This is a genomic window from Bacillus tianshenii, from assembly GCA_020524525.2.
GTDB lineage: Bacteria > Bacillota > Bacilli > Bacillales > Bacillaceae_N > Bacillus_AV.
This window is the reverse complement of record CP129018.1, coordinates 873616-889483: the sequence shown is the minus strand read 5'-3', so window position 1 is coordinate 889483 and position 15868 is coordinate 873616. Positions and strand designations below refer to the sequence as shown.

18 protein-coding genes are annotated in these 15868 nt (G+C 41.9%); 8 read left to right on the top strand and 10 right to left on the bottom strand.

All coding sequences use genetic code 11. The features are described 5' to 3' along the window. Nucleotides 1-13 precede the first annotated feature (13 nt). The 3 genes from LC040_04410 to LC040_04400 all read right to left on the bottom strand — a co-directional run bounded on the left by LC040_04410 (nt 14) and on the right by LC040_04400 (nt 3857). On the bottom strand, nt 14-994 hold the full coding sequence (locus LC040_04410; GenBank protein ID WLR52158.1) for an alpha-ketoacid dehydrogenase subunit beta: 981 nt from the start codon (nt 992-994) through the stop codon (nt 14-16). A 1-nt stretch (nt 995) separates the two neighbouring features. Next, on the bottom strand, nt 996-2087 hold the full coding sequence (pdhA, locus tag LC040_04405; GenBank protein ID WLR52157.1) for a pyruvate dehydrogenase (acetyl-transferring) E1 component subunit alpha: 1092 nt from the start codon (nt 2085-2087) through the stop codon (nt 996-998). Nucleotides 2088-3194: 1107 nt separating this feature from the next. After that, nucleotides 3195-3857 carry a YkyA family protein gene (locus tag LC040_04400; protein WLR52156.1) on the bottom strand — a complete coding sequence of 221 codons (663 nt, stop codon included), beginning with the start codon at nt 3855-3857 and terminating at the stop codon, nt 3195-3197. A 354-nt stretch (nt 3858-4211) separates the two neighbouring features. Between LC040_04400 and LC040_04395 the strand changes: the two genes are divergently transcribed. Both LC040_04395 and def read left to right on the top strand, forming a co-directional pair. Continuing rightward, nucleotides 4212-4340 (top strand): YjcZ family sporulation protein, encoded by a 129-nt coding sequence (locus tag LC040_04395; GenBank protein WLR52155.1) that lies wholly within the window; start codon nt 4212-4214, stop codon nt 4338-4340. Nucleotides 4341-4525: 185 nt separating this feature from the next. Beyond that, nucleotides 4526-5080, top strand: a complete 555-nt coding sequence (gene def, locus LC040_04390) for a peptide deformylase (protein WLR52154.1) — start codon at nt 4526-4528, stop codon at nt 5078-5080. A gap of 53 nt (nt 5081-5133) precedes the next feature. Here def and LC040_04385 read toward each other — a convergent pair whose 3' ends face one another. Then, on the bottom strand, nt 5134-5910 hold the full coding sequence (locus tag LC040_04385) for a Cof-type HAD-IIB family hydrolase (GenBank protein WLR52153.1): 777 nt from the start codon (nt 5908-5910) through the stop codon (nt 5134-5136). Between the two features lie 13 nt (nt 5911-5923). Further along, nucleotides 5924-6832, bottom strand: coding sequence for an EamA family transporter (locus LC040_04380; protein WLR52152.1), 909 nt, complete (start codon nt 6830-6832; stop codon nt 5924-5926). 656 nt (nt 6833-7488) lie between these two features. On the opposite strand from LC040_04380, the gene LC040_04375 reads away from it, so the two are divergent. Both LC040_04375 and rnjA read left to right on the top strand, forming a co-directional pair. Then, nucleotides 7489-7698 carry a DNA-directed RNA polymerase subunit epsilon gene (locus LC040_04375; GenBank protein ID WLR52151.1) on the top strand — a complete coding sequence of 70 codons (210 nt, stop codon included), beginning with the start codon at nt 7489-7491 and terminating at the stop codon, nt 7696-7698. A 3-nt stretch (nt 7699-7701) separates the two neighbouring features. Beyond that, entirely contained in the window at nt 7702-9369 is a 1668-nt protein-coding gene (gene rnjA / locus LC040_04370; GenBank protein ID WLR52150.1) for a ribonuclease J1, read from the top strand. Nucleotides 9370-9423: 54 nt separating this feature from the next. Here rnjA and LC040_04365 read toward each other — a convergent pair whose 3' ends face one another. The 5 genes from LC040_04365 to LC040_04345 form a co-directional block, all read right to left on the bottom strand. Continuing rightward, nucleotides 9424-9567 carry a hypothetical protein gene (locus LC040_04365; GenBank protein ID WLR52149.1) on the bottom strand — a complete coding sequence of 48 codons (144 nt, stop codon included), beginning with the start codon at nt 9565-9567 and terminating at the stop codon, nt 9424-9426. A 135-nt stretch (nt 9568-9702) separates the two neighbouring features. Beyond that, complete coding sequence (locus LC040_04360) at nt 9703-10368, bottom strand: TrkA family potassium uptake protein (GenBank protein WLR52148.1); 666 nt, start codon at nt 10366-10368, stop codon at nt 9703-9705. Between the two features lie 97 nt (nt 10369-10465). Continuing rightward, nucleotides 10466-11482 (bottom strand): cytochrome d ubiquinol oxidase subunit II, encoded by a 1017-nt coding sequence (locus tag LC040_04355; protein ID WLR52147.1) that lies wholly within the window; start codon nt 11480-11482, stop codon nt 10466-10468. An 18-nt stretch (nt 11483-11500) separates the two neighbouring features. Continuing rightward, nucleotides 11501-12838: a cytochrome ubiquinol oxidase subunit I gene (locus LC040_04350; GenBank protein WLR52146.1), complete on the bottom strand. Its 1338-nt coding sequence runs from the start codon at nt 12836-12838 to the stop codon at nt 11501-11503. Between the two features lie 181 nt (nt 12839-13019). Further along, a complete protein-coding gene (locus LC040_04345; GenBank protein WLR52145.1) occupies nt 13020-13478 on the bottom strand; it encodes a TlpA disulfide reductase family protein in 459 nt (152 codons plus the stop codon). 340 nt (nt 13479-13818) lie between these two features. Between LC040_04345 and LC040_04340 the strand changes: the two genes are divergently transcribed. The 4 genes from LC040_04340 (at nt 13819) to LC040_04325 (ending at nt 15829) form a co-directional block, all read left to right on the top strand. Beyond that, a complete protein-coding gene (locus LC040_04340) occupies nt 13819-14673 on the top strand; it encodes a mechanosensitive ion channel family protein (GenBank protein WLR52144.1) in 855 nt (284 codons plus the stop codon). A 63-nt stretch (nt 14674-14736) separates the two neighbouring features. Next, nucleotides 14737-15084 carry a methyltransferase domain-containing protein gene (locus tag LC040_04335; GenBank protein ID WLR52143.1) on the top strand — a complete coding sequence of 116 codons (348 nt, stop codon included), beginning with the start codon at nt 14737-14739 and terminating at the stop codon, nt 15082-15084. A gap of 83 nt (nt 15085-15167) precedes the next feature. Beyond that, nucleotides 15168-15365, top strand: coding sequence for a hypothetical protein (locus LC040_04330; protein ID WLR52142.1), 198 nt, complete (start codon nt 15168-15170; stop codon nt 15363-15365). 83 nt (nt 15366-15448) lie between these two features. Further along, on the top strand, nt 15449-15829 hold the full coding sequence (locus LC040_04325; GenBank protein WLR52141.1) for a hypothetical protein: 381 nt from the start codon (nt 15449-15451) through the stop codon (nt 15827-15829). The last annotated feature ends 39 nt before the right edge of the window (nt 15830-15868 follow it).

Genomic DNA, 15868 nt, shown 5'->3' with positions numbered 1-15868 from the left:
TTAGTCAGAGCAATTAGAAGTTGATGACTTGTTTCGCTTTTTCAATAACATCTTTATAGTTTGGAAGCCATACTTCTTCAGCTTGTGAGAATGGATAAACTGTATCAGGCGCTGCCACACGAAGTACTGGTGCTTCTAAGTGAAGGATTGCGCGGTCGTTGATTTCTGCTACAACGTTTGCTGCAATACCAGCTTGCTTTTGAGCTTCTTGTACGACGATTGCACGACCTGTTTTTTCAACAGATTTAATAACTGTGTCAATATCAAGCGGGCTAACAGTTCGAAGGTCGATTACCTCTGCATCAATGCCATCTTTTTCAAGCTCTTCTGCTGCTTTAAGAGATGATTGAACCATTGCACCGTAAGCAATAATTGAGATATCTTTTCCTTCACGCTTTACATCCGCTACACCTAGAGGAATTGTATATTCTTCTTCAGGTACTTCTTGGCGGAAAGAACGATAAAGCTTCATATGCTCAAGGAAAATAACCGGATCGTTGTCACGGATTGCTGAAATTAGCAAGCCTTTCGCATCGTAAGGGTTTGATGGAATAACAACTTTAAGACCTGGTTGTTGTGCCATAAGTCCTTCTAAGCTGTCCGCGTGAAGCTCAGGGGTATGTACGCCGCCTCCGAATGGTGAGCGAATTGTAATTGACGCCGTTTTTGTACCGCCTGAACGATAACGCATACGCGCCATTTGACCAGAAATTGCATCCATTACTTCGTATACGAAACCGAAGAATTGGATTTCAGGAACTGGACGGAAGCCTTCTAGTGCAAGACCAAGTGCAAGACCACCGATACCTGACTCTGCAAGCGGCGTGTCAAATACACGATCTTCTCCGAATTCTGCTTGTAAACCTTCTGTTGCACGGAATACACCGCCGTTTAAACCAACGTCTTCACCAAATACGAGGACGTTTTCGTCATTTTTCAACTCAACGCGCAACGCATCAGTAATCGCTTGGATCATTGTCATTTGTTGGCCCATGTTACTTCGACTCCTTTGCTACGTATTCTTCCTTCTGTTCTTTCAAGTTCTGAGGAAGCTCTTCATACATAATATCGATTAAGTCAGTTACTTTTTGTTTTGGTGTTTGGTCAGCTTCTTTGATTGCTGCTTTGATTTCTTCTTTAGCTTGTTCTACTACCTTCTCTTCCTCTTCTTGAGACCATAGACCTTTGTTCTCAAGGAACTTACGGAAGCGTACAAGCGGATCTTTCTTTTCCCACTCATTATCAAGGTCTTCTGTACGGTAGCGTGTTGGGTCATCACCAGCCATCGTATGTGGACCATAACGATATGTTAATGTTTCAATTAATGTCGGACCTTCGCCATTGACAGCGCGCTCACGAGCTTCTTGTGTTGCTGCGTAAACTGCAAGCACGTCCATTCCATCAACTTGTACACCAGGGATACCTGCTGCCACTGCTTTTTGGGCAATTGTTTGTGCAGCTGATTGCTTCTCAACTGGCGTAGAAATTGCAAAACGGTTGTTTTGAACAACGAAAATTGCTGGCGCTTTGAATGCACCTGCGAAGTTCATACCTTCGTAGAAGTCACCTTGTGAAGCACCGCCGTCACCTGTATACGTGATCGCAACTGTTTTCTTGCCACGCTTTTTAAGACCTAGCGCTACACCTGCAGTTTGTGTGATTTGTGCACCGATGATAATTTGCGGGCTCAATGCGTTTACACCTTCAGGGAATTGGTTACCTACATAGTGACCACGTGAGAACAAGAACGCTTTTGTAAGCGGAAGTCCGTGCCAAATTAATTGAGGCACATCACGGTAACCTGGAAGAATCCAGTCCTCTTTATCTAGTGCGTATTGTGTACCAAGCTGTGAAGCCTCTTGGCCAGCTGTTGGTGCATAGAAACCAAGGCGTCCTTGACGGTTCAATGAAATCGAGCGTTGGTCAAGAATACGCGTATACACCATACGTGTCATTAATTCTTTTAATTGCTCATCCGAAAGCTCTGGCATTGCGTCTTCATTCACGACTTCGCCATCTTCGTTAAGAATTTGGAATGTTTCAAATTGGTCTTCGACTTTTTGAAGAGTAGTTTTCTTCTTAGCCATATTTTTCACCTCATCCTTTCATCACTGTTCAAACGCAGCGGATACGTTTTATCGTCAAATGCATTCAATAGTTTGCCCAATTTAACGGGCGTGCATGACGTTAGCAATAATGCGTTACATATCAGTTAAAAATTCCATATGTTCTATTCCCTCATTCAAACAAGATTAATCATCCTTTTCGGACAACCATCCAATTGCGTGGAATAAACTGTATTAATACTTTTCAATTAAAAACTAGTACAACGTCAGTTGCAGAATTTAGTTTACTACATCACACGAATCCCCGTCAAATACTTTATTTAATTATTTATCTTGTGATTTATTATACACATAAACGTAATCCCAACACAAACAAAACACCCCTGTATTAATACAAAAACTAAAACTGTACCATTGTTATGTAAACAGTTTCATAAAAGAAAAGCGGAGGCGAATCGCTCAGAAACCTTGTTTGCTGGAGCCTTCACGCATAGAGGCGCTCTTTGCCTCGGAGCGGGAAGGTGAAGCAACACAAGTTTCTATTCGCCGCAGCTAGACATCAAAGGAACGCTGGCTAAGAACGAAACGTCCTGTTTCAACACCGACGCTAGTACATCCTGTACGTCGAAAGCAACTTGCGCAGCCTGCCTTTCGCAGCTAGACATCTCGAAAAGCGGAGGCGGCTTGAACAGGGGCGACAAGCATAAGGCAGAATGTGGAGGGAACCGCTCTTTGTTCCCGCAACAGGCTGACTTATGACCTTGAGCCCCTAGCCACCGCAGCTGGATCAAAGAAATGCGGAGAAAGCCCGCTTAAACCGATCGGCTGGTGGAACTCCTGACATAGAAAGCTGCTCTTTGCTTTCGGAGGAAGGAGTGAAGCAGCCCGACGGTTTGGCTTTCGCAGCTGGATCAAAGGAACGCTGGCTAAGAACGTCACGTCCTGTGACAACGCCTGCACTAGCACGTCCTGTGCGTCGAAAGCAGAGGCGAATCGCTCAGAAACCTTGTTTGCTGGAGCCTTCACGCCTTTCTACGCTTTTTTAACTACTTTCCCACAATAGCTTTACATAAATACAAACTAAAAAACGCACCCTCCGTCTGATGTTGGAGAGTGCGTGTGGTGTGATTACTTCTCATTAAACGTAACATTTAAGTCAGCAGCTTTATAAAATTCTTTTTTCAGCTTGTTATATTGCTCAGTTTGTTTGTTGAATTGTTCATTTGCTTTCATAACTGCTTGGTAGCTTTCATTGATTTTTTCAATTTGCTTACGGGTTTCTTCTAGTGTTAACTCTTTGTTCTTGAACATTTCATATAGCTCTTTATCTAATTTTAACGCTTTGTCATAGCTGCTGTACAGCTTGTCATAGGCAGCATAGCGCTCATCCATTGCTTTATATAGCTCTTGGCCTTTTTGTTGGACGTTCTTCTCTTCTACTTTTTCGATGATTGGCTCAATTTGCTTAAATTCTTCTTTTGAAGCGTCAATGCTCTCTTTTTCTTTTTGAAGATGCTCTTTTCGTTTTTCAACGATACTAATTGCTTCATCGGAAAGCTTTTGAATTTGGCTGAATTCATTCATGCTCAACCCTTTAATTTGTTCATACACCTTTTGCTCTTTTGCTTCTAGCTGCACGAGCGGTTCTTGCTGCTGTTCGAATACATCCTCAAGCGTAACCGCTTTTTCTAAATGGTCGTAAATGTTCTCTGTCGGATTTCCACCGAAATTACACCCGCTGATGAAAAGCACAGCCGCAAACATTGACACCCATTTCCAAACACGAAACATTCCATTTCCTCCTCACTGCACTTACAAATACATATTATTTAAGAAATTTACATACAAAGTGGACATTTGCAACAATGTCAACGACGCTCACATTTGTCACAATTTGATAATAGCACTGCTCTATTCTATCACTTTCGAATTCAAAAGAACAACACACATCCGAAGAAATCCGCTCTTTTTCTCATGTTATGTAGACATTTTTTCTTTTATAACGAAACTTAAAAACGGAATTTTTTTCATGTAGGCATCCGCCTATACACATATGCCCTGCTTGCATATCGTATAGTAGTTCCACAAGAGAGATGCGAACGAATGTAAAAGCACTTAAGGCACCTATTTTAAGGAGGTATTTCTATGCATTACGATTCTTGTTGTTATTATCCTTCATACGGCTATGGTGGTCACGGACGCGGGAACAACTTTGCGTTAATTGTCGTTCTTTTCATTTTATTAATCATTGTCGGCGCTTCTTGGTATCGATAATCACCAGCATTCAAGCTTATTTCTCTACCCTCACTTTTTATTCCGACGGAGCCGCTCCGTCGGTTTTTATTTTAGATTGAAACTAGGCTATAGAGGCGTTAGAATATTTATGCTAAACTGTTACATATGCTTAAATGAAGCAATACGCATTGCGTTTTTGATATAGTGTTGGAGGAGTGATAGACATGTTAACGATGAAAGACGTCGTCCGTGAAGGCCACCCGGCACTTCGCGAAAAAGCAGAAGAAGTAACGCTTCCTGCAAGCAAGGAAGACCACAATACATTACAAAAAATGATTGAGTTTGTTATCAATAGTCAGGATGATGCCATTGCGCAAGAATATGACCTGCGCCCAGGCGTCGGGATTGCCGCCCCTCAGCTTGGCATTACAAAACGTATGATTGCGGTGCATGTAACAGATGAGCATGACCGTTTGTACAGCCATGCGCTGTTCAATCCAAAGATCATCAGCCATTCCGCGCAAAAAACATACCTGCCTGGGGGTGAAGGCTGCTTAAGTGTTGACCGTGATGTACCAGGGATTGTTCCTCGTTATGCGAAGGTAACAGTCAAAGGTGTGGATTTAGACGGCAATGATGTGCAAGTGCGGTTAAAAGGCATGCCTGCCATTGTTTTTCAGCATGAAATTGACCACCTAAACGGCATTATGTTTTATGATCATATTAACCAGGATGACCCATTCGGAGCCCCAGAAGGCGCTAAACCGTTAGAAGTATAAGGATAAGTAAAAGGCATTGGCGCTATGAAAGTTGCCAATGCCTTGTTTCGTATTTAAAGCAGACCTACAGCCTTTAAGCCATGCCAAATTCCGTCCTCATCTACGTGTTTTGTAATATGATTAGAAACGTGTTTTGCTTCGTCCTTTGCATTGCCCATCGCAATACCTGTTCCAACAGAGGAAAGCATTTCAATATCATTTAAGCCGTCGCCAAATGCATACACATTTTCATTTGGAATATTCAAGCGCTTGATCGTTTCTTGAATGCCGCGTGCTTTTGAACCTCCTTGTGGAAGGACGTCAATTGAATAGTCATGCCAACGGATAAACCGAAGATTATCGTAGCTTGAGCGGTAGCCTTCTTCCTCGTCTGGCCCATTACAGAAAAGCAGTGCTTGGTAGATCTCTCGGTTATGGTAATAAGCAGGATCAAATGGCGGATGCTCAAATTTTATGCTTTGCATGCTTTTTTCGATATATGGATGAAAGGCTTCATTTGCTTTCATTGCTTCGTGGTCAAGGAATACCATCGGATGCTGATTGACTTTTGCATCTTCCTCAAGCTTACGTATTTCTTCCATATGAAGGGCATTCTTGTAAATGATTTCACCGTGAAAGCTGACATATTGTCCGTTGAAGCTTACGAATGAATCAATGCCTAGCTCTTCGCGAAGCGGCGCAAACATGAACGGCGCACGCCCTGTCGCAATTACGGTGTGAACGCCTTTGTTCTGAAGTTGTTGAACGGCATCTTTCGTTGAATCTGGTAGTTCTTTTTCTTCATTTAATAATGTTCCATCAATATCAAAGAAAACGACTTTATCATTCATTGTAAGGTCACCTCTATGCTTGTTTGTTGATTGCTGGCGTTCGGGCAGTAGCTGCTTTCGACTTTCTTGACGACAAATACACGCCGCTGAAAATTAATACTAAGCCAAGAATCATATGAACAGAGATCGCTTCATCTAATAACAGCGCTCCCCATATTAGTGCACTGACTGGAACGAGGTATGTGACAAGTGATGCGAACTCAGCACTGCCTTCCTTAATCATATAATAGTAAAACAAATACGCAAACCCGCTGCCAAATACACCGATTCCAATAACGGATAGAAGATTATTCCACTCAAGGACTGCCTGAACTTGAACAGGCTCAGTTAACATCGACATAATAAAACTAACAACAGTTGCGACAGACAACGTGCTGGCAGAAATCATCGTTACGCTTAAATTCGAAAGGTTACGCTTCGAAAGCTGGGAACCGAGCCCGTAACAAATAGCCGCACCGATCATCGTGCCAATGCCGATAAAGTTTTCAGTAAACAAACCCGCTACATCCAAATCAAGCAGGACTAAAATCCCGATAAAACCAACGACAATACCAATCCACTGCATCTTATGCATCCTGCTTGAAAACATCGCAAACCCGATTAAGCTCGTCCAAATCGGCGTTGTTGCATTGACGACAGATGCCAGGCTGCTTGAGATTTGTGTTTCACTTAATGCAATAAGTCCCCACGGAATCGCATTATTTAATAGCGCAACAACGATGATTGCTTTCCACGGCAGGCGGCGCCATTGTTTTGCTTCTCTTTTTACAAAAGTAATCGCAACAAGTGTTAATGCCCCAAATAAACAGCGCAAGAAAACAACGCCCCAAGAGCCGAAGTCTTCAAGCAGAAGCTTAACAAACAGAAATGACGTTCCCCAAATCATGCTTAGTGTAAATAGTGCTCCATATAATTTCGCCATCTGCTCTTCCCCATTTCTATAAGAACATGTTCAATGTTTCGTTCAAAATAATATGATTACCTTAACGAAAACGCCAAAAGATGTCAATCAAGTGACATTGTCCGCAAAATTACTCCATAAGGAAAATTTAACCACCATAAAACACAGCTTAATCATTTATAATAAAGGTATAAATAGAGAGCGTTGGAACGTATAAAATTTGCCAAAAAGGAGATGAATGGAATATGTTTAAAAAGCTGCGACGGAAAATTCGTAACCAAGTTTCTGATTTATTAAGAAGAAAAACGATTGCTTAATGTTTAGCGAAAGGGAAAATGGGAAATTTAAACTTGCAAAATGATCACACAGCACATATGATACATTCTGGGGAAAAAGCGAATCACAGGACCTACAACGAGACATCGTTTCGCTCACACCACTTATCATTAAGTGGGTTCTCTAATAACCTGTTCAACCATAGTGGTGAAATACGACCGAACGGTTACGACTAAATCGTTCGGCTCATTTTGTTTCCATCAAAATTACACTTTCACCGCAAATTTCACCTCCAAAATTTCTAATTCAAGTGAATCTATGAGAAAAAACATGAAAATGTACAAAAATTGCTTTATAATGGTACGAAGATAAGGAAAATCGAAGTTCAAGGAGAGATCGAAATGATTTACAAAGTTTTTTATCAAGATTATCAGCTTGAAGCTCCTGTTCGTGAGCGTACGAAATCGCTCTACGTTGAAGCTGAAAGCGAACGCAAAGTACGTGAGAAATTAAAAGGGCGGGATATTAACATCGAATTTATCCAATCCATTTCCGGCGCTCATTTAGAGTACGAACAACAATCTGAAGATTTCAAAGTGGAGAATCTATAATCTATGAAGTTTGTTAAAAACGACCAGACCGCTGTCTTCGCCTTAGGCGGACTCGGCGAAATCGGTAAAAACACATATGGCGTCCAATTCCAGGACGAAATTATTTTAATTGATGCAGGCATTAAGTTTCCGGAAGACGAATTGCTTGGCATTGACTATGTCATCCCAGATTACACGTATTTAATTAAGAACCAAGATAAGATTAAAGGTTTATTTGTTACGCACGGACACGAAGACCACATTGGTGGTATTCCTTACTTACTTCGTGAAATCAACATTCCAATCTACGGCGGAAAGCTTGCAATTGGACTATTGAAAAACAAGCTGGACGAACACGGACTGCTTCGTCGTGCAAAACTGAACATTATTGAAGAAGATGAAATTGTGAAGTTTCGTAAAACATCCGTTTCCTTCTTCCGCACAACACACAGCATTCCTGATTCATTCGGAATTGTCGTGAAAACACCACCTGGCAATGTCGTTCATACAGGTGACTTCAAGTTTGACTTCACCCCTGTTGGTGAGCCTGCAAACTTAACAAAAATGGCTGAGATCGGAAAAGAAGGTGTGCTTTGTCTACTTTCAGACAGTACGAACAGTGAAATTCCAGACTTCACGATGTCTGAACGAAAAGTCGGCGAAAGCATTCACGATATTTTCCGTAAAGTAGACGGTCGTGTGATTTTCGCAACGTTCGCTTCTAACATTCACCGTTTACAACAGGTCGTCGAATCAGCGGTGCTGAACAACCGCAAAGTAGCGGTCTTCGGACGTAGTATGGAAGCAGCGATTACAATCGGACAAGACTTAGGCTATATCCGTGCACCGAAGAATACATTCATTGATGCACATCAAATTGGCCGCTTACCAGCTAACCAAGTCACAATCCTTTGTACGGGAAGCCAAGGTGAGCCAATGGCAGCACTATCACGTATCGCAAACGGTACACACCGTCAAATTCAAATCATTCCTGGCGATACAGTTGTCTTTAGTTCATCACCAATTCCAGGCAACACGGTAAGTGTAAGCCGTACAATTAACATGTTATATCGTGCTGGTGCTGAAGTTATTCACGGCGCGTTAAATGATATTCATACATCTGGTCATGGTGGCCAAGAAGAACAGAAGCTTATGCTTCGCTTAATTAAGCCAAAATACTTCATGCCAATCCATGGTGAATATCGCATGCAAATCATGCATAAGAAATTAGCTGAAGACTGCGGTATCCCACCAAAGAACAGCTTCATTATGGACAACGGTGAAGTACTTGCCCTTGGCTCAAACGAAGCTGCGATTGCTGGTAAGATTCCTTCAGGCTCTGTCTATGTAGATGGAAGCGGAATCGGTGATATCGGAAACATTGTTTTACGTGACCGCCGCATCCTGTCTGAAGAAGGACTTGTCATTGTCGTTGTTTCAATCGACATGAAAGAATTCAAAATCAAAGCAGGCCCAGACATTATTTCACGCGGCTTCGTCTACATGCGTGAATCAGGCGACCTTATTAACGACGCACAAGGCTTAATTGCGAAGCACTTGGACCGCGTGATGGAACGCCGTACAACACAATGGGCAGAAATTAAGAATGAGATTACAGACACACTTGCTCCATTCTTATATGAAAAAACAAAGCGTAAGCCAATGATCTTACCGATTATTATGGAAATTTAATAAAGCAAAAAGCGGGCTAACTCAATGTTCTATCACTGAGTCAGCCCGCTTTTTTTAAATGTCATCTGGATGTCTTTCACTATGCTCACTGTACATTGGACCATTATCTTCACACTGCGGCTCTATGTCGCGATGTGGACAATTTTCTTTTTCCTTCTGCTCTAGCGAATCCTCGTTGCCATTTCGTTCCTTTAACACGTCATCACCTCTCTTGCATGATTTTCCCTTATATTCTCTTTTCCATTTATGAACAATCACTAAACGTTATCGAGCTATAAGAATTTAGAAGCATAAAAAAAACCGCTGCCCTTTCATAAGAGCAACGGTTATCGCTTATTCTTCATTCAATAAATTCTTTTCTAGTCGATTAATGTCTTTGTCTGTGCCAATTACAATCAAAATATCGCCTTTATGAATCGCTTCATCAGGCTGTGGAGAAACGGTAATATCTTTGCCGCGTTTATAGGCGACGATGTTACAGCCGTACTTTGCACGAATATCCAAGCTGATTAGCGTTTGGCCGTGCATTTTACTATTGGCGATTAATTCAACAATACTATGTTCATCCGATAGCTCTAAATAATCAAGCACACTATTAGAAGCGATGTTATGGGCAATTCGTTTTCCCATATCACGCTCTGGGTGAACAATATGGTCGGCGCCAATTTTGTTTAATACTTTTTCATGATAATCATTCTGCGCTTTTACTGTAATATGCTTGACGCCTAACTCTTTCAGCATAAGCGTCGTTAGAATACTTGCTTGGATGTTATCACCGATTGCGACAATGACATGGTCGAAGTTACGGATACCTAAGCTTTTCAACACATTCTCGTCGGTCGAATCAGCCATTACTGCATGTGTCGCGATATCTGCATATTCATTGACTTTATCCTCATCTAAGTCCATTGCTAGAACTTCCATTCCCTGCTTCGCCAGCTCACGGCAAATGCTTCCGCCAAAACGGCCAAGCCCAATAACCGCAAATTCCTTCTTCATTATAACTCCTCCAATTTGCACCTATCTACAAAAAGCATTTTATCACAAAATCAGCTCTTCTGTTTTAATTGCTTTTATTTTGTGCAATTGAGGCGTATTATTTCTTTCCTTGCACATAATCGGCATCAAATAAAAATAAACGCATGAGCATATAAAGCGACGGAATGAGCAGGACAAGGCCGGCAATAAACGCGATTACAAGTGCAGTACTCATCGTCGTATTTGTAAATGACGCATAGATGGTGACATATGGTTTTAAAATATATGGCAAATGCGATGCCCCGTAGCCGAAGAAAGCAAAGAAAAACTGCAGCATGACAAGAATAAACGCCATACCTAACCGCTTCTTAAAGTAAATGAACCCACCTGCGGCTAGGAAACAAAGCAATGAGGCAACAAACATCCAATGGTAGCTGTCTAAAATTCGAGCAAAGTGTTCTGGATTTTGCTGGCTCAGTGATGTAAACACTAATAAGCTTGCAAGAATCGTCGGGCCGCTCCAAAATAACGCAAACTTACGCAAAATTTCAAAGGCTGCCATATCCTTTGCACGCCACGCATAATAGCTTAGAAAGGCAGCGCTAATAAACAACACAGATACAATCGCCAGAATCACGACACTCCACGAATAAAAGTTTGTAAACAGCTCAACCAATGACAAGCTTACCTTTCCATCAACTTCATGGATAAACCCGCCTTCTGAAATGGTCAGCGCTGTAGCTAATGAAGCAGGAATGAACAGCCCTGTAACCCCATATAGGAAGGTGAAAAGCTGATTGTCCTTTGACCCATAATTCCCAAATGCATAAAACGACCCGCGAATCGCAATTAAGATAAGCGCTACACTGCCTGGAACCAGAAACGCTGAACCGTAATAATACGCGGTATCAGGGAAGAAGCCGATTAAGCCGATCACAAAGAAGATAAAAAACACATTGGTTACTTCCCATACAGGTGACAAATAACGGCTAATAATTTTATTGATGAGGTGATCTTTGCCACGCAGCTTGGCGTAATAAGCGAAAAAGCCTGCCCCGAAATCAATCGAGGCGACAATTAAATAGCCATATAGAAATGTCCAGAGCACGGTCACTCCTAACAACTGCATATCCATTATTCGTTCCCTCCTTCTCTACTGGGCTTCGCTAGTACGTTGTTCAAGCTCAACTTCAGCTGGATTGTTTTTGAACATTTTCATAAGGACGCGCAGACAAATCCAGCCAAGCGCAATGTAAAGCAGCATAAAGACGATAAACAATATGCCAACATGATCAGCTTGTGTTGCCCCTTCCGACACTTTCATATAGCCGCGCAATATCCACGGCTGACGGCCAACCTCTGCGAAGATCCAGCCAAATTCAATTGCAAGCATCGCAAGCGGACCACCAGATGCAATCATCAGAAGCATCCACTTATTAAATGGATTCCACTTCTTCACTTTGTTCAAGACGAGGAACAACAGACTGACAAATGCAAGGTACATGCCAATTCCGGCCATCAAATCAAACATATAATGAATCCAAAGCGGCGGCTGCTCAGCCTTTGGAATCTCATTCAGCCCTGTCACCTTTGCATTGACATCACTATGGGCAAGAAAGCTTAGCAATTTCGGAATCCGAATTTCATTATGAATCTCGTTATTCTCATCCAACGTACCGAAAAGAATTAAGTCCGCCCCTTCTTCTGTTTCGAAGTGCCATTCAGCTGCTGCAAGCTTTTCCGGCTGATGTTCTGCAAGAAACTTTGCTGAAAAGTCGCCAATCACTGCTGTTGAAACGGCAAAGATGAAGCTTGCTGTCATCGTCAACCGCAGTGCCTTCTTATAATACTCGCCACGCTTTCCGCGAAGCATCTGCACCGCTGCGATCATCGCAAGGAAAAATGCAGAAGTAAGGTAAGCAGAAATGATCACATGTGCTGTTTTCGTCGGTGTCGCTGGATTAAACATCGCTGCAAGTGGATTGATATTTGTAATGACACCATTTTCAAGTGTGAAGCCTTGTGGTGTGTTCATAAACGCATTCACTGTCGTAATGAAGAATGCGGATAGCGACGCCCCAAGTATAATTGGAATAGACAGCATCCAGTGTCGCCACTTACTCTTAAAGCGGTCCCACGTGTACAAATAAGCGCCAAGAAAAATCGCTTCAAAGAAGAAAGCAAATGTCTCCATGAAAAGCGGCAAACTAATCGCCTGCCCCGCAATCTGCATAAAGCTCGGCCATAGTAAGGAAAGCTGTAAAGCAATAGCTGTGCCTGTTACAACCCCAATGGCTACGGTAATGACAAAGCCCCGTGTCCAACGGCGGGCAAGCAGAATATAATGATTATCTTTCTTTCGAATCCCCATAAATTCAGCGATTGAAATCATAAGCGGAACGCCTACGCCAATCGTTGCAAAAATAATATGAAAGGCCAGCGTCATCGTCGTGAGCAACCGGCTTAATATCACACTATCTAGTTCTGCCACCGTCATACTCCCCTTTCACAAATTGAAACCTCTTTTTATCACTGTATCCATATTGTAAATGATATTAAACTAAATGTGATCTATTTCACATGAAAGTTTTGTGACAAACATCACAATACGAATCTCATGCAAACGATCAAAAAAACCCGCCGGTTCTTTTTTGAACCGACGGGCTGATTGTTTACTCTTCGTCTTGTTTATTTTCATTAAGGACACGGTTTACGCGTTTTGTCAGCATCTTCATACCGCTTCCGCCTGCTTGGAAGTGACGAAGAACGCCGTCTTTATCAAATACATAATAAGCTGGTACGTATTGATTTTCAAATGCATCTGTTAGCTTATGCTTGTTATCTACAAAGATTGGCTGATTAATATCATACTCTGCGGCTATTTCCTTCACCTGTTCGACATCTAAGTCTTTTTCAGAGCGCGGCATATGCACAGCGACAACGTTTAATTCATCTTTGTAATCATCGCGGAATTCATTTACTTGCGGCATTGCTTCTTTACAAAGACCGCAGCTGACAGACCAGAAATGAATAAGGGTCGGTTTTTCGCCAACTAGGTCTGCTTTCTTCACTTCACCATTTAACCATTCAGTTGCGCCTTCAAGTTCTGGCATTTCTTGACGTAATCGCATTGCTCATTCCTCCCAAATTGCAAATGATTGACTCACGAGACAGTTTGCTTATTCTCTTTATTATGAGTAATTTAGAAGCATTTCATGAATGTTTCTAATCGGATTAGTTATTATAATGTAGAAATAGCTATTATCTACACTATTACCATCTTAACCGATCCACCTCTCCCTCTCCACTTTTTTGCTTATACGTTTACCACTCAACCATTCTGGTAATATCCTTACTATCAAAAAACCCTTTTTCTTTCCTTTTTTACTTGTTTTTTGTTAGGATAAAACTTGAGTTTCTACATAATGTCTATTTTTTCTACAAACTACATAGAAAGGTGATGAACGAAATATGATGGGATTAGATGATTTAAGCGCACTCCGCTTTGAAGCATGGCTTTCAATGGCCGGCATTCTTCTCTTAAAAGTTATTGCGATTTTTATTGCATATGTGATCGCTAAAGCCATTGCTTCGAAAGTCATTTCGCAATCATTCACTCGTTTTAAAGAACGGGATAAAATTTCTGAAGGACGGGCTAAAACACTTGAAGGATTAACAGCGAATGTTGTTTCATATGCGCTTGTATTTATCTTTGCGGTTATGGTTCTTGAAACATTCGGCTTAAACCCAACCGCACTGCTTGCTGGTGCTGGGATTATCGGCTTAGCAATCGGGTTTGGCGCTCAAGGTCTTGTTAGTGATGTCGTGACTGGCTTCTTCCTCTTACTTGAAAAGCAGATTGATGTGGACGAATATGTATCTGCAGCAGGTTTTTCAGGCATTGTTGAAGAAATTGGTCTTCGCACAACAAAAATCCGTGGTTTCGACGGGACGCTTCATTTCATTCCAAACCGTGAAATTGCTTCATTAAGCAACCATTCACGCGGCAACATGCGTGCTCTTGTTGATATTAGTATTTCCTACGATGACAATATTGATCATGCCATTCAAGTACTGCAGGCAGCGTGTGATAAGTTTGCTGCAGAGAACCCTGTTATGAAAGAAGGACCAAATGTACTTGGCGTGCAAAGCTTTGGTGCTTCAGATGTTATCATCCGCATTCTCGGTAAGACTGAGAACATGGAGCAATGGGGCGTAGAACGACAGCTTCGCAAATTACTGAAAGAAACACTTGATGAGAACGGCATTGAAATCCCATTCCCACATCAAGTCAACCTATACAAAAACGAAACAGAACAAGCATAATTCATTCAAAACGGCGCACCTCAGATGAAGAAGGCGCGTCGTTTTTCTAATTCGGAGGTACAGATGAAGAATCAATCAAATACAGCTAAATACCGTAGACTTGCTCCGTTCTACGACCTCTTGATGGGAAATTCATTATTCCGCCAAGCACGTCAAAAAGCGTTCTCAATGATCGAGTTCCCCTCAAGCTTAAAGGTCCTGCTCACAGGAGTTGGGACAGGTGAAGACATTGCCCTCTTGTCACATGATATCCATATCACAGGCATTGATCTTTCCGCAGAGATGCTGCGTATTGCTGCCCAAAAAGCAGGCAACCGAGAAGCTCGATTACTGGAAATGAATGCAGAACAGCTTACATTTGCAGATAACAGCTTACATTTGCAGATAACAGCTACGATATCGTTATTTTAAATTTAATTTTAAGTGTCGCAGAAAACCCTCGCACCGTGCTGCAGGAAAGCCTACGCGTATTAAAGCATGATGGGGTTATTTTAGTGTTTGATAAATTCTTAGATGCCGAGAAGCCTTCTTTCTTACGAAAAGGCTTCAACACAATTACAAGTGCTGTCGGAACAGATATTAATCGGCGGTTTGAAAACATCGTTGGCGGAATGCCTTGTGAGATTGTAAAACATGAACGGTCACTCTTTCGGGGCAATTATCAAATCTATGTCCTTCATAAGCAAAGATAGCTTGCAAACTATTAACCTTTGAATTCGAACTAGACATACGCTATGATAAGAACGATACTGATAGAAGAATGGGGGCTACCATCATGAATCGCACACGGATCTTAATTCAAGCTTCAGCAATCGCTGCACTAGCAGGTACGTTTATGGGGTCACATATGGCAGGTTCAATGAACTATGCCTTACGTCCAATCCATGCGCACGTCCTCGTTGTCGGCTGGCTTAGTTTATTTGCGTTTGGTGCTTTTTACAAGCTGTTCAATATTCCAAAAACAAGTAAACTTGCAAACGCTCAAGCAATCACTGGCATCATCGGCGCGTTCGGCTTACCGATTGGCATGTACATTGATTTAATGAATGATACAGCGCTCACAACCGCTATTTATATCGGCGGAGGCGTTTTTCTACTCATCAGCTTTATCCTTTTTGCATTGATTACATTTGTTTTTCGCAAAGAACTCACTTAAAGAGCATTGAAAAAGAGCAGCCTCATGTGAGAGGCCACT